The sequence below is a fragment of the Virgisporangium aliadipatigenens genome, assembly GCF_016863615.1.
GTDB lineage: Bacteria > Actinomycetota > Actinomycetes > Mycobacteriales > Micromonosporaceae > Virgisporangium > Virgisporangium aliadipatigenens.
Window position 1 is genome coordinate 103,621 of sequence record NZ_BOPF01000033.1, and the last position, 13,621, is coordinate 117,241.

At 71.3% G+C, this 13,621-nt stretch carries 11 protein-coding genes; 7 read left to right on the forward strand and 4 right to left on the reverse strand.

The features are described 5' to 3' along the window. Positions 1-10 precede the first annotated feature (10 nt). Complete coding sequence (locus Val02_RS35240) at positions 11-3,796, reverse strand: multifunctional oxoglutarate decarboxylase/oxoglutarate dehydrogenase thiamine pyrophosphate-binding subunit/dihydrolipoyllysine-residue succinyltransferase subunit (RefSeq protein ID WP_203903621.1); 3,786 nt, start codon at positions 3,794-3,796, stop codon at positions 11-13. 156 nt (positions 3,797-3,952) lie between these two features. Further along, positions 3,953-4,240 carry a hypothetical protein gene (locus tag Val02_RS35245; protein ID WP_239153575.1) on the reverse strand — a complete coding sequence of 96 codons (288 nt, stop codon included), beginning with the start codon at positions 4,238-4,240 and terminating at the stop codon, positions 3,953-3,955. A 176-nt stretch (positions 4,241-4,416) separates the two neighbouring features. On the opposite strand from Val02_RS35245, the gene Val02_RS35250 reads away from it, so the two are divergent. From Val02_RS35250 to Val02_RS35280, 7 genes are all read left to right on the forward strand, one after another. Beyond that, entirely contained in the window at positions 4,417-5,157 is a 741-nt protein-coding gene (locus tag Val02_RS35250) for a GNAT family N-acetyltransferase (RefSeq protein WP_203903622.1), read from the forward strand. Positions 5,158-5,168: 11 nt separating this feature from the next. Further along, on the forward strand, positions 5,169-6,032 hold the full coding sequence (locus tag Val02_RS35255) for a lysophospholipid acyltransferase family protein (RefSeq protein WP_203903623.1): 864 nt from the start codon (positions 5,169-5,171) through the stop codon (positions 6,030-6,032). 33 nt (positions 6,033-6,065) lie between these two features. Next, a complete protein-coding gene (locus tag Val02_RS35260; RefSeq protein WP_203903624.1) occupies positions 6,066-6,281 on the forward strand; it encodes a hypothetical protein in 216 nt (71 codons plus the stop codon). Between the two features lie 39 nt (positions 6,282-6,320). Beyond that, complete coding sequence (locus tag Val02_RS35265; RefSeq protein WP_203903625.1) at positions 6,321-7,199, forward strand: hypothetical protein; 879 nt, start codon at positions 6,321-6,323, stop codon at positions 7,197-7,199. A 117-nt stretch (positions 7,200-7,316) separates the two neighbouring features. Beyond that, on the forward strand, positions 7,317-7,784 hold the full coding sequence (locus Val02_RS35270) for a hypothetical protein (RefSeq protein WP_203903626.1): 468 nt from the start codon (positions 7,317-7,319) through the stop codon (positions 7,782-7,784). A 112-nt stretch (positions 7,785-7,896) separates the two neighbouring features. Continuing rightward, positions 7,897-8,799, forward strand: a complete 903-nt coding sequence (locus tag Val02_RS35275) for an ABC transporter ATP-binding protein (RefSeq protein ID WP_203903627.1) — start codon at positions 7,897-7,899, stop codon at positions 8,797-8,799. Continuing rightward, positions 8,796-9,860 (forward strand): ABC transporter permease, encoded by a 1,065-nt coding sequence (locus Val02_RS35280; protein ID WP_203903628.1) that lies wholly within the window; start codon positions 8,796-8,798, stop codon positions 9,858-9,860. Before Val02_RS35275 ends, Val02_RS35280 begins: the two co-directional genes overlap by 4 nt. On the opposite strand, the gene Val02_RS35285 is transcribed toward Val02_RS35280, so the two are convergent. Then, the gene (locus Val02_RS35285; protein ID WP_203903629.1) at positions 9,837-12,113 is read right to left on the reverse strand and encodes a putative bifunctional diguanylate cyclase/phosphodiesterase; all 2,277 of its coding nucleotides are present in this window, start codon (positions 12,111-12,113) and stop codon (positions 9,837-9,839) included. The two genes, Val02_RS35280 and Val02_RS35285, sit on opposite strands and share 24 nt — an antisense overlap. 31 nt (positions 12,114-12,144) lie before the next feature. Then, on the reverse strand, positions 12,145-13,554 hold the full coding sequence (gene sthA, locus Val02_RS35290) for a Si-specific NAD(P)(+) transhydrogenase (RefSeq protein WP_203903630.1): 1,410 nt from the start codon (positions 13,552-13,554) through the stop codon (positions 12,145-12,147). Positions 13,555-13,621: the final 67 nt, after the last annotated feature.

Below are 13,621 nucleotides of genomic sequence, written 5' to 3' on the forward strand. Positions count from 1 at the left end.
TCACATCAACTCATGCCTTCGGCAGTGCGGCCTCGATCAGCGCCGCCTGCTCCACGTCGTGCATCTTGGTCGAACCGACCGCCGGCGCCGCGGCGGCCGGGCGGGAGATGCGGCGCAGGCGCACCCCGTCGAGGTGCTCCAGCAGGTTGAGCGCGATGAACGACCACGCCCCCTGGTTGGCCGGCTCCTCCTGCACCCAGGCGAAGTCCTCGGCGGCCGGGAACGTCGCCAGGGCCCGCCGCAGCTCCTCGACCGGCAGCGGGTACAGCTGCTCGACCCGCAGGATCGTGGTGTCGGTGACGCCGCGGTCGGCCCGCGCCTGCAGCAGGTCGTAGTAGACCTTGCCGGAGCAGAGCAGCACCCGCTTGACCTGGGCCGGGTCGATCGGGGTGCCGTTGATGCCCGGGTCGCCGAGCACCGGCTCGAAGCTCTGGTCGGTGAACTCCGCGACCGACGACACGCACAGCCGGTGCCGCAGCAGCGACTTCGGCGTGAAGACCACCAGCGGCTTCTTCTTGCTGGACAGCGCCTGCCGGCGCAGCAGGTGGAAGTAGTTCGCCGGCGTGGTCGGGATGGCCACCCGCATGTTGTCCTCGGCGCACAGCGACAGGAACCGCTCCGGACGCCCGGAGGTGTGGTCCGGCCCCTGCCCCTCGTGCGAGTGCGGCAGCAGCAGCGTCACCGCCGAGCGCTGGCCCCACTTGACCTCACCGGAGGAGATGAACTCGTCCACGATGGACTGCGCGCCGTTGACGAAGTCGCCGAACTGCGCCTCCCAGAGCACGAGCGCGTCCGGGTTCTCCACCGAGTAGCCGTACTCGAAGCCCATCGCCGCGAACTCGCTGAGCAGCGAGTCGTACACGAAGAACCGGGTCGGCTCCTGCGCCAGCGAGTGCAACGGCAGGTACTCGCCGCCGGTGACCGAGTCGACGACGGCGGCGTGGCGCTGCACGAACGTTCCCCGGCGGGAGTCCTGTCCGGCGAGGCGGACCGTGACGCCCTGCGACACGAGCGACCCGAACGCCAGGATCTCGCCGAAGCCCCAGTCGATGCCGCCCTCGACGGCCATCTTGGCGCGCCGCTCGAGCAGCTGCGCCACCCGCTTGTGCGGGGTCAGCCCCTCGGGGAGGTTGGTGTGCGCCTCGCCGATGCGCCGCAGGAGGTCGGCGTCGACGCGGGTGTCGACGGCCGGCTCCGGCTCCGGCTCGCGCAGGCGGGACCGGCGGGCCGACGGGGAGCCGGTGTCGCGGGTCGCCTTGAACACCGTCTCCAGCTGGCCGTGGTAGTCGCGCAACGACTCCTCGGCCTCCTCGACGGTGATGTCGCCGCGGCCGATCAGCTCCTCGGTGTAGATCTTCCGCACCGAACGCTTCTGGTCGATGATCGCGTACATCAGCGGGTTGGTCATCGAGGGGTCGTCGCCCTCGTTGTGCCCGCGGCGGCGGTAGCAGACCAGGTCGATGACGACGTCCTTGTGGAACGCCTGCCGGTACTCGAACGCCAGCCGCGCCACCCGCACGACGGCCTCGGGGTCGTCGCCGTTGACGTGGAAGATCGGCGCCTGGATCATCCGCGCGACGTCGGTGGAGTACAGCGACGAACGCGAGTACTCCGGCGCGGTGGTGAACCCGACCTGGTTGTTGACGACCACGTGCACGGTGCCGCCGGTGCGGTAGCCCGGGATCTGCGACAGGTTGAGCGTCTCGGCGACCACGCCCTGCCCGGCGAACGCCGCGTCGCCGTGCACCAGCACCGGCAGGACGGTGTAGCCCTCGAGCTTCAGGTCGATGCGGTCCTGCTTGGCGCGCACGATGCCCTCGAGGACCGGGTTGACGGCCTCCAGGTGGGACGGGTTGGCCACGACGCTGACCGTCGTCGCGTGGTCCCCGTCCGGCGTCGTGAACTTGCCGGTCATGCCGAGGTGGTACTTGACGTCGCCGGAGCCGTGCGCGCTCTTCAGGTCCAGGTGACCCTCGAACTCGGAGAAGATCTTCTCGTAGGGCTTGCCGACGATGTTGGCGAGCACGTTGAGCCGGCCGCGGTGGGCCATCCCGATGACGACCTCGTCGAGGTCGGCCTCGGCCGACTTCTGCAGCACCTCGTCGAGGAGCGGGATCAGCGACTCGCCGCCCTCGAGCGAGAAGCGGCGCTGCCCCACGAACTTGGTCTGCAGGAACGTCTCGAAGGCCTCGGCGGCGTTGAGCCGGCCCAGGATGTGCTTCTGCTCCTCGCGGTCGGGCTTCTCGTACTTCTTCTCGACCCGGGTGGCGATCCAGCGGCGTTCCTCGGGGTCCTGGATGTGCATGTACTCCACGCCGATGCGGCGGCAGTACGAGTCGCGCAGGACGCCGAGCACCTCGCGCAGCTTCATCTTCTGCTTGCCGGAGAAGCCACCGACCGGGAACTTGCGGTCGAGGTCCCACAGCGTGAGCCCGTGCTGGAGCACGTCGAGGTCGGGGTGCTTGCGGATCTTGAACTCGAGCGGGTCGGTGTCCGCCATGAGGTGACCGCGCACCCGGTAGGCGTGGATCATCTCGACCACGCGGGCGGCCTTGTCGATCTGCCCCTCGGAGGTGTGCGCGACGTCGCGCACCCAGCGCACCGGCTCGTACGGGATGCGCAGCGCCGTGAAGATCTCGTCGTAGAAGCCGTGCTCGCCGAGCAGCAGTTCGTGGATGACCTTGAGGAACTCGCCGGACTGCGCGCCCTGGATGATCCGGTGGTCGTAGGTGCTCGTCAGCGTGATGATCTTGCTGACGGCCATGTCGGCGAGCTGTTCCTCGCTCATCCCGGAGAACGGGGCCGGGTACTCCATCGCGCCGACGCCGACGATCGTGCCCTGGCCGGCCATCAGCCGCGGCTGCGAGTGCACGGTGCCGATGCCGCCCGGGTTGGTCAGCGAGATCGTCGTACCGGCGTAGTCGTCCATCGTCAGTTCGTTGCGGCGGGCACGGCGGACGATGTCCTCGTACACCCCCCAGAACTGGCGGAAGTCCATCGACTCGCACTGCTTGATGCTCGGCACCACCAGGGTGCGGGAGCCGTCCGGCTTGGCCAGGTCGATCGCGATGCCGAGGTTGACGTGGGCGGGCTGCACCAGGTTGGGCTTACCGTCGGCGGTCGCGAACGAGTTGTTCATCTCCGGGTGCGCGTGCAGCGCCTTGACGACGGCGAACCCGATGAGGTGGGTGAAGCTGACCTTGCCGCCCCGCCCGCGGGCGAGGTGGTTGTTGATGACGATGCGGTTGTCGGCGAGCAGCTTCGCCGGGACGGCCCGCACGCTGGTCGCCGTCGGCACGGCGAGCGAGGCGTCCATGTTCTGCACGATGCGGGCCGCCACGCCCTTGAGCGGCACGGTCTTCGCATCGGTGGGCTTGCCGTTGGACGCGGCGGGCGCGGCCTTGGCGGCTGCCGGAGCGGCCTTGGCTGCCGGTGCGGACTTCGGTGCGGGGCCGGCAGACGGGGAATCTGCCGGAGCCGACCGGCCGGTGCCGGTGGAGGCCGCTGTGGTCGAGGACGTCGCCGGGCGGGCGGCGGTGGTGGCCGGCTTTGCGGGGCCGGCCTGGCCGACCGCGGCCGACTGCGCGGCGTTTGCCGACTGCACGGTCGCGGCGGACGGGGCGTCGGTGCCCTGGCCCTCGCCGACCGGCTTGTAGTCGGCGAAGAACTCGTGCCACGCCGGGTCCACGCTGCCCGGATCGGTGAGGTACTGCTGGTACATGTCCTCGACGATCCACTCGTTGGGACCGAAGCCAGCGAAAGGATTGTCCTGCTCGTTGGTCGCCTGGGTCGACACGCCGGTATCGCCTCTTCCACGCGTTTACGCGCTGACGGTGAGATTGGTCGGCTCCCAGGCTACGCGCTGTCGGTCCGTTAAATGGATTCCGTCCCGGAGGCAAAGGTTGCGAACCGACCGGTCGGCCCATCCCGGAACGACTAACGAACGACCCTGTTATCGATCCGTGACACGGATCACGTGTTTGAGCCCGGACCAGACGGCGTCGATGGCGCACACCTTCGTGTCGACCCGGCCGTTGGCGAGCGCGAACTCGCGGATCACGTCCTCGGTGAGGTCGGTGGGCACGCCGGACGCCTTCTTCGGCCACGCGATCCACAGCGCGCCGGCGGCGTTGGTCCGCGCGTGCAGTATCGGCCACCGGCGCCGCAGCCGGCGCAGGTCCGGGCAGAACGCGAGGATGACGTCGTACGGGATGCCACCCCCGGCGTTGCGCTCGTGCACCGTCACACCTTGGGGCAAGAGCATCTCGAACCCCGCCGGCCGACCGTCGAGAAGTACCCGGTGGAAGGCCGCGATCCCCAGCTTGCGATACAGGGGAGTCCCGCTGTAACCCACTGTTTCCTGCACGCACACACGTTCTCACGGTTGCGTTCGTGGCCGGCCCTTACACACAGGTCATGACGATTCTCGCGGCCGCGGCGCCCAGCGGCTCGCTCTCGTACGCCATCTCGGTGGCGACCGAGGGTGCGCAGGTCAGGGCCGCTCAGGCCCTGCGTCACCGGGTCTTCGCCGAGGAACTCGGCGCGGTCCTGCACACCGTCGAGGCGGGCATGGACATCGATGATCTCGACGTCCACTGCGACCACCTCGTCATCACGGCCGAGCCCACCGGCGAGGTGGTCGGCACCTACCGCATGCTTCCGCCCGGACGCATCGCGCGGCTCTACTCCGACGGCGAGTTCGACCTGCGGGGGCTCGCCCCGCTGCGTAACCAGCTGGTCGAGACCGGGCGTTCCTGCGTGCACCCGGACCACCGCACCGGCGCGGTGATCAACCTGATGTGGACCGGCATCGCCCGTTACATGCACCTCTCCGGTCACCGCTGGCTCATGGGCTGCGCCTCCGTGCCGCTCGCCGACGGCGGCGAGACGGCGGCCGGCGTCTGGCAGCTCGGCCGCGCCAAGCACCTGGCCCCGCCCGCCTGGCGGGCCACCCCGCACGTGCCGTGGCCGGTCGCCTCCGTCGAACCGCCCCGGCGCACCCAGGTCCCCCCGCTGCTGCGCGGCTACCTGCGCCTCGGCGCGTGGGTCTGCGGCCCGCCCGCGCACGACCCCGACTTCGACGTCGCGGACTTCCTGGTCCTGCTCTCGCTGGACCGGGTCGACCCGCGCTACCTGAAGCACTTCCTCGGCGAGTGAGGGGCGCTCCGATGTGGCAACCCACCTCCGGCTGCGGCGGCGACTGCCTGCCGGCCGAGGGAGCGGTACCCCGGGCCTCCCGTTGGACGGTCGCCGGACGGCTGCTCGCGGTCGTCGCGGTGGTGCTCGCGGGCGCGGTGACGCTGCCGTTCGTGCCGGCACCGCGCGCCGCGGCGGCCGTCCGGCGCTTCTCCCGCGCACTGCTCGCCGCGCTCGGTGTGCGGCACACGGTGCGCGGGCGGCTGCCCGGCCGGGGGGCGTTCGTGGTCTCCAACCACGTGTCGTGGATGGACGTCCTGGTGCTCTACGCGCACCTGCCGGCCCGGCTGGTGGCCAAGACCGAGGTGGGCGAGTGGCCGGTCTTCGGGCGGCTGTCGCACGTCGCGGGCACGATCTTCATCAACCGCAGCCGTCCCCGGACGCTGCCCGACACCGTGGCCGAGGTCCGCGAGGCGCTCGCCGCCGGTGACGTCGTCGCGGCATTTCCCGAGGGAACGACATACTGCGGCCGCACCGGCGGGAGGTTCCGGCCGGCGCTGTTCCAGGCCGTCGTCGCCACGGGCACACCGGTCATGCCGCTGCGGCTGCGGTACACGCTGGCCGACGGGACGGCCACCACGGTGGCGGCGTTCATCGCCGACCACACGCTGCTGCGGTCGTTCCGGCGGGTGGTGGTGGCACGCGGCCTGACCGTCACCGCGCAGGCGCTGCCGGCCCTGTACCCGACGGGCGAGTCGACCCGGCGCACGCTCGCCTCGGCCTCCGGGTCGTCCGTGGGCCGCACGTCGGTGAGCCGTCGCAGGGTGAACGCCCCGCCCGTACCGCCCGCAAGTCGCGCCCTGACGGACACCGCCGAAGTGGGCCACGTCTCCTAGAGTGCTCTGCGACGCCGTCTAGGGAGACACCACATGCTGTGCTGGTTTTGCGCGAAGGCCGCCCGGGGCTCGTGCCGGTTCTGTGCGCGCGGGGTGTGCGAGGACCACGCGAAGTTCGGGCCGTTCCTGCTGGAGGTGCACCGCAGCCAGGTGCGCGGCCGCAGCGAGGGACTGGTCGTCGAGGACGCCGTGCAGTGCGGCACGTGCCGTCCCCGTTCGCAGCCCGTTCCCATGCCCGAGCTCGACTAAGCTCGATCTGTTTCTGGACCGAGCCCCGGGAGGTCACCCGTGAGTGACTTCGACGATGCCCTCGAGCGCTTGATCGGCGATCCCGAGTTCCGCGCGGCGCTGGCCGCCGACCCCGATCGTGCGCTCGCCGGCTACACCCTGTCCGCCGACGAACGCGAGCTGCTCGGCGCCCAGGTCGACGGCGGTACCGGCGGGCAGCGGCAGGTCGAGCAGCGCACCAGCAAGGCGGGCCTGTTCGGGCTGCTGTCGCCGCTGGGCGGCACCGGCCTGTCCGACGCGTTGCGCGGCGGCGACGTCGTGCCCGGCGGCGGGGGCGGGGACGGGCACATCGGCGGGATCACGCGTGGTGGGGAGCCGTTCGCGCCGGGGCGCGGGTTCCACACGGGTGGTGGGATCGGGATCGGCGGACACGGCACCTCCGGTCCCGGCATCACCACCGGCGGCGCCATGCCCGGGATGCCCGCCACGGACGGCCTGCACGCCGCGCCGGGCGCCCCGACGGACGGCCTCGACCCGGGCGCCGCACCCGCGCACGGCAGCTTCGCGCACTCCGGCGACGCGCTGGACACCGCCCACGACCGGGTGGCTCCCGCGGCGCACGGCACGCTCGCCGACCGGCCGTACGAGACCCGGGTCGACGCCGACGGCGACGGCAGGTGGGACGACTTCACGGCCGTCGACCGCGGCGCGCGCGGCTACGACCTGGTGGTCGACTCCGACGGCGACGGCCGGGCCGACTTCGTCGGGCACGACTACGACCGCGACGGCCTGATCGACGCGGCCACGACCGACGACGACGGGGACGGCCGGCTCGACTCCACCTGGGTCGACACCGACGGCGACGGCTGGCTCGACCGCCGTGGGCCCCTGCCGGAGGAGCCTCCAGCCGCAGGTGGCGGACGCCATCGGGCGGGCTGACGGGGCGGACCGACTGGCACGTTTCTGGGAGCACCCCTTCGCGAGGGTTACCTACCGTGGTTTCCAGGAGGTCAGCCACCTCCTACCCCCCGGTAGTGGACCTGAGCGGAGAATCCGATGAGCGAGTACGACTTCTACGGTGGCGAGGACGCCAACGCCGAGGCCGATGCCCCGTCGGATTCGTACGCGTCGGACTCCTACGCCTGGGACGGCTTCGCCGACCTGTTCGCACCCGACGCGCACGACACGGACAGCGGCCACGCGGACGGCGGGTTCGACCTGGCGGACACCGACCACGGCGCGCACCACGACGGGGACCCCGACCTCGCCTCCGACGGCGCGGACGACTTCTCCGACGACCCGGCCGACCACGACCCGACCGACGCCGCCGACCACGACCCGTCGGACGTTCTCGACCCGGTGGCGTTCGCCGAGCACTTCGAGTTCGACGCGAGCTTCGACCTGATCGGGGCCGCGCCGCACGAGAGCAGCTGGTGGGCCGACCTGACCTCCGACAACAACCACGACGGCGCCTACGAGACGGTCTCCTGGGACGGCTCGATCGACCCGTACGTCGCTTCCTGACCGCCTTACCTACGTTCTGCCTTTCGCCGCCGTCGAGCGGTCCACATAGAGCACGCGGCGCGCCCGGCCCGGGCGCGCCGTCTGCGTCTGCGTACCACGCTAGATTGCACCGGTGGTCGAGACGATCCAGGTCGATGACGTGCGGAAGCGGTACGGGGATGTCGCCGCCGTGGACGGGGTGTCGTTCGCGGTGCGGGAGGGGGAGTTCTTCGGGATCCTCGGGCCCAACGGTGCGGGCAAGACCACCACGCTGGAGATCATCGAGGGGTTGCGCAAGGCGGACAGCGGCTCCGTGCGGGTGTTCGGGGAATCGCCGTGGCCGCGCAACCCGGCGTTGCTGCCGCGCATCGGCGTCCAGCTCCAGGCCTCTTCCTTTTTCGAACGGCTCACCGCACGCGAGCAGATCCGCACGTTCGCGGCGCTCTACGGCGTCGGTCCGGCCCGCGCCGACGAGATGCTCGAAGAGGTGGGGCTGACCGAGAAGGCCAACACGCGCAGCGAGAAGCTCTCCGGCGGCCAGATGCAGCGCCTGTCGATCGCGCTCGCCCTGGTGCACGACCCCGAGCTGGTCTTCCTCGACGAGCCCACCGCCGCGTTGGACCCGCAGGCCCGGCGCAACCTCTGGGACCTGCTGCGCCGGATCAACAGCACCGGCCGCACGGTCGTGCTGAGCACGCACTACCTGGACGAGGCCGAGGCCCTCTGCGACCGCGTCGCGATCATGGATCACGGCAGGGTGCTCGAACTGGGTGCGCCCGCCGCCCTCGTGCGCGGCCTGGCGGCACCCACCCGCGTCTCGGTCGTCAGCGGCGCGCTGCCGGTCGAGGAGGCGCGCACGATCCAGTCCGGCGCCGCGGTCGACGACGACGGCGTCTCGCTCACGATCGCCACCACCGAACCGGGCCCGGTGCTCGCGGCGCTCGCCGAGCGCGACGCCCTGCACGGCCTGTCCGTCCGTGGGGCAACCCTCGAGGACGTGTTCCTCCACCTGACCGGCAGGGAGTACCGGGCATGAAGGGTCTTGGTCCCTTGTCGCGGGCGATGCTGCTGGGGTTCCTGCGGGACCGGGTGACGCTCTTCTTCACGATCGTCTTCCCGCTGATGTTCCTGGTGCTCTTCGGCGGGCTGTTCAAGGACGCCGGGGTGTCGCAGACGGAGATCCTGCAGATCGGCAACGTTCCGGTCATCGACCAGATGCCGGCCGACGCGCGGACCGAACTCGACAAGGTGCTGAAGGTCGAACGCCGCGACGACCGGCAGGCGGCCCTGCAGGCGGTGCGCGACGGCGACTACGCCGCGGCGGTCGAACAGGACGGCGGGCGCGTGATCGTCCACTACTCCGCGGCCGACCAGGTGCGTTCGGGGACGGTGCGCAGCATCCTCAACCTGCTCGTGCAGGACGCCAACCAGGCCGCGAGCGGCGTGCCGCCCCGGTTCAACCTCGAACTGTCGCAGGTGGAGGACGAGTCGCTGGAGGCGATCCAGTTCGTGACGCCGGGGCTGCTCGGGTGGGCGATCGCCACCGGTGCGACGTTCGGGGCGTCGCTGACGCTGGTGAGCTGGCGGCGCAAGCGGATCCTGCGGCGGCTGCGGCTGTCGCCGGCCCGCGTGCCGGCCATCGTCCTGGCCCGGGTGCTGGTCAGTGTGCTGATCGCGCTCGGCCAGACGGCGATCTTCCTCGGGGTCGCGTCGCTGCCCTACTTCGGGCTGCGGCTGTCCGGGTACTGGTGGATGGCGGTCCCGCTGGTGGTGTGCGCGACGTTGGCGTTCATGTCGATCGGGCTGCTGGCCGGGGCGTGGGCGAAGACGGAGGAGAGCGCCAGCGCCATCGTCAACCTGATCGTGCTGCCGATGGCGTTCCTGTCGGGGTCGTTCATCCCGGCGGACAACCTGCCCGGCTGGATCCGCACCGTCTCGAACGTCTTCCCGCTCAAGCACCTCAACGACGCGATGCTCGACGTCATGGTGCGCGGCCAGCCGCCGACGGCGGTACTCCCGCAGGTCGGCATCCTGATCGGGTTCGCGGTCGTCGTGGCGGCCCTGGCGATGTGGCTATTCCGCTGGGACGACGTGTAGCTCGCGTGCCAGCAGTTCGGCCAGGTCGCCGGCCGGCATCGGACGCGCGAAGTGGTAGCCCTGGGCGAGGTGGTACCCGAGGCCGCGCAGCATCGACACGTGTTCGGCGGTCTCCACCCCCTCCGCGACGGCCTCGATGCCCATCCCGGTCGCGAGCCGGATCACGGCATCGGCGATCGCCTCGTGGCCCGGCGTCGGCACGAACGAGCGGTCCAGCTTGATCTGATCGATCGGCAGGGTGGCGAGCAGGCTCAGCGTCGACTGGCCGGTGCCGAAGTCGTCGAGGGAGATGCGCACGCCCAGGGCGCGCAGTTCGCGCAGCGAGTCCTGGGTGGCGCCACCGCCGACCGCGGTCGACTCGGTGATCTCGATCGTCAGCCGGTGCGGCGGTAGCCCCGCGGCGTCCAGCGCGGCGGCCACGTCGCCGGCGAAGTCGGTCCGCTGCAGCTGGCGGGCCGAGACGTTCACGGCGATGCCGGCGAACCGGTGCGCGCCGTGCTCCCCGATCCACTCCGCGGCCTGCCGGGTGGCCTCCCGCAGCACGAACCGCCCGAGCGGCACGATCAGCCCGGTCTCCTCGGCGACGGCGACGAACGCGTGCGGGCCGAGCAGCCCGCGTTCCGGGTGCTGCCAGCGCACCAGTGCCTCGGCGCCGACCGGCCGGCCGTCGGCCAACCTGACGACCGGCTGGTAGTGCAGCGCGAACTGCCCCTCGTCGAGGGCGGTGCGCAGCTGGCCGGCGACCTGCACCCGTTCGCTGCCGCGCGTCTCCATCTCCGGCCGGTAGCGCTCGTAGCCGCCGCGGCCGTGTGCCTTGGCCTGGTACATCGCGATGTCGGCGCAGCGCAGCAGGTCCACGCCGTCGGCGCCGTCCAGGGCGTCGGCGGCGACCACACCGAAGCTGGCGGCCACCACCAGCAGGTGTTCGTCGACCTGAACGGGCATCTGGACGGCCTCGGCGAGCCGGTCGAGCGCGGCGTCCACCGCGTCGGCGTCGCGCGCCTCGAAGAGGATGGCGAACTCGTCGCCGCCGAGCCGCGCGACGGTGTCCTCGGCGCGGACGCTGGCGCGCATCCGTTCGGCGATCGCCACGAGCAGGCCGTCGCCGACGGTGTGCCCGAGCGTGTCGTTGACCGTCTTGAAGTCGTCGAGGTCGATGAGCGCGACGCTGGGCGGGACCTTCCGGTCGGGCCGGGTGAGCGCCGCCTGCACCCGTTCGTGGAACAGCGTCCGGTTGGCCAGCCCGGTGAGCGCGTCGTGCGTCGCCTCGTGCCGCAGCCGCTGTTCCTGCCGGCCGAGCCGGTTGAGCAGCGAGTCGTTCTCCCCGAACGCCACCAGCTGCCGCACCACGACGATCGCGGTGACCACCACGGCGGCCAGCACGACCAGCAGGTGGTCGGAGGTGTCGTGCACGGCGGTCCAGACGAGCAGCGCGTCGACCACCACCACGCCGGCGTACGGCAGGATGCTGTAGCGGCGCCGGCGCGGTCGCACCGGGCCGGACGCGGAGTCCCCGGCGAGTTGGCGGTACGCGCTGACGCCGGTGGCCAGCGAGGCGATCGGGAAGATCGCCACCTGCGCGTCGACGTCGGGCCGGGCCGCCAGCAGCGCGCCGACCGCCGAGCCGAGGCCGCCGCTGAGCGCGCCGAGCGCCCGCCAGGAGAGCACCCCTCGGGAGAACGCCCCGGAGCCGGCGAGCGCCGCCTTCGACGCCAGGAACACGGCGACGAGCGAACCGCCCATGATCGGCCCGACGTTCGGGGCCGCGCCGCCGGTGAGCGAACGCAGCGCGGTCGTGCCGAAGAAGTGCCAGACGATGATGGCCGCGGCGATCATCAGCGTGCCCAGGTCCAGCGCGAGGGCCACCCGTTCGGCGCGCGAACGCAGCGCCAACGGCACCCGCAGCACCGCCCAGCACAGCAGCGCGGCGCCGACCGTCTGCAGCCCGATCCAGAACGGCTCCAGCGCCGCGAACGACGTGGCGACGAAGCCCACCCGCACCACGAACGCGGCCGTCACGAACGCCATGCCCCACGCGCTGTGCCGCCAGAACCGGCGCACCCTCGGCTGCGCGGAACGCTGCCACGCGCGGCGGCACAGCAGCGCGGCCAGCGCCGCGGCGACCGGGTTCAGCAGGTGATCCAGCGGCCGCGGCCACGGGGAACCGAAGGCGAGTGCGAACGCGAACAGGACGGTGCTCAGCAGCACCACGCCGCACAGGAGCCACACCAGCCGGCGGTCGTGCGACGACATGCCGCTCTCATCGGCCGCCGGCCGGCGCGCCTTAGTACTCGTCGTGCAGGCGGTCCACCTGGCTGATCTTGTTCATCGCGCTGAGCGCGGCCACCTTGTAGCACTCGGCCAGGGTCGGGTAGTTGAACACCGTGTCGACGAGGTAGTCGACGGTGCCGCCGAGGCCCATGACGGTCTGTCCGATGTGGACCAGCTCGGTGGCGCCGGTGCCGAAGATGTGCACCCCGAGCAGCTTGTGGTCCCTGGGTGAGACGATCAGCTTCAGCATGCCGTAGGAGTCGCCGATGATCTGCCCGCGGGCCAGCTCCCGATAGCGCGACACCCCCACCTCGAACGGCGTGCGGCTGTCGGTCAGCTCGTCCTCGGTCTTACCGACGAAGCTGATCTCCGGGATGGTGTAGATGCCGATCGGCTGCAACTCGTGCATGGCCCGCGCCGGCTCACCGCAGGCGTGCGTGGCCGCCAGCCGGCCCTGTTCCATCGAGGTGGAGGCGAGGGCGGGGAAACCGATGACGTCGCCGACGGCATAGATGTGCTCGACGGCCGTGCGGAAGTTCTTGTCCACCTCGATGCGGCCGCGCTTGTCGCCGGTGAGCCCTGCGGCGTCCAGCGCCAGCTCGTCGGCGAGCCCCTGCCGGCCGGCCGAGTACATGACGGTGTCGGCGGCGATGCGCTTGCCGCTGTGCAGGGTGGTCAGCGTGCCGCCCTGGTGGCGTTCGACCGTGGCGACCTCCTCGCCGAACCGGAACGTCACCGACAGGTCCCGCAGGTGGTACTTGAGCGCCTCGACGATCTCCTGGTCGCAGAAGTCGAGCATCTTCGGGCGCCGTTCGACGACGGTGACGCGCGTGCCGAGCGCGGCGAACATCGAGGCGTACTCCATGCCGATGACGCCGGCACCGACCACGACCATCGAGCGCGGGACCCGTTCCAGGTTGATCACGCCGTCCGAGTCGACGATGGTGCGCTCGTCGAACTCGACGCTCTCCGGCCGCGCCGGCCGGGTGCCCGCGGCGATGATGATCTTCTCGGCGCTCACCTTCGTCGGCCGGCCGTTGCCGTCGTCGACCATCACCGCGTGCGGATCCACGAACTTCGCCACGCCGCTGATCAGCGTCACGCGGTTGCGGGAGAGCTGGTTGCGGATCACGTCGACCTGCCGGCCGATCACGTGCTGCGTGCGGGCGGCCAGGTCGGCGACCGTGATGTCGTCCTTGACGCGGTAGCTCTGGCCGTACATCTCCCGCTGGCTGAGGCCGGTCAGGTACAGGACCGCCTCGCGCAGGGTCTTGGAGGGAATGGTGCCGGTGTTGATGCAGACGCCACCGATCATGGTGCGCCTGTCGACGATGGCTACCCGCTTGTCCAGCTTCGCGGCGGCGATCGCCGCCTTCTGGCCGCTGGGGCCGGACCCGATCACGAGAACGTCGTAGTCGAACACGTGCACAGCCTCTCAAGGTTGCGCAACGCCGGCCACCCAATCGCGGGATGGCCGGCGTCGCGATCGT

Excerpts from the sequence above, each read along its gene's own strand:
- Val02_RS35250 (WP_203903622.1), top strand. The coding sequence starts at position 4,417 with ATGACGATTCTCGCGGCCGCGGCGCCCAGCGGCTCGCTCTCGTACGCC.
- Val02_RS35255 (WP_203903623.1), top strand. The coding sequence starts at position 5,169 with ATGTGGCAACCCACCTCCGGCTGCGGCGGCGACTGCCTGCCGGCCGAG.
- Val02_RS35260 (WP_203903624.1), top strand. The coding sequence starts at position 6,066 with ATGCTGTGCTGGTTTTGCGCGAAGGCCGCCCGGGGCTCGTGCCGGTTC.
- Val02_RS35270 (WP_203903626.1), top strand. The coding sequence starts at position 7,317 with ATGAGCGAGTACGACTTCTACGGTGGCGAGGACGCCAACGCCGAGGCC.
- Val02_RS35280 (WP_203903628.1), top strand. The coding sequence starts at position 8,796 with ATGAAGGGTCTTGGTCCCTTGTCGCGGGCGATGCTGCTGGGGTTCCTG.
- Val02_RS35285 (WP_203903629.1), bottom strand. The coding sequence starts at position 12,113 with ATGTCGTCGCACGACCGCCGGCTGGTGTGGCTCCTGTGCGGCGTGGTG.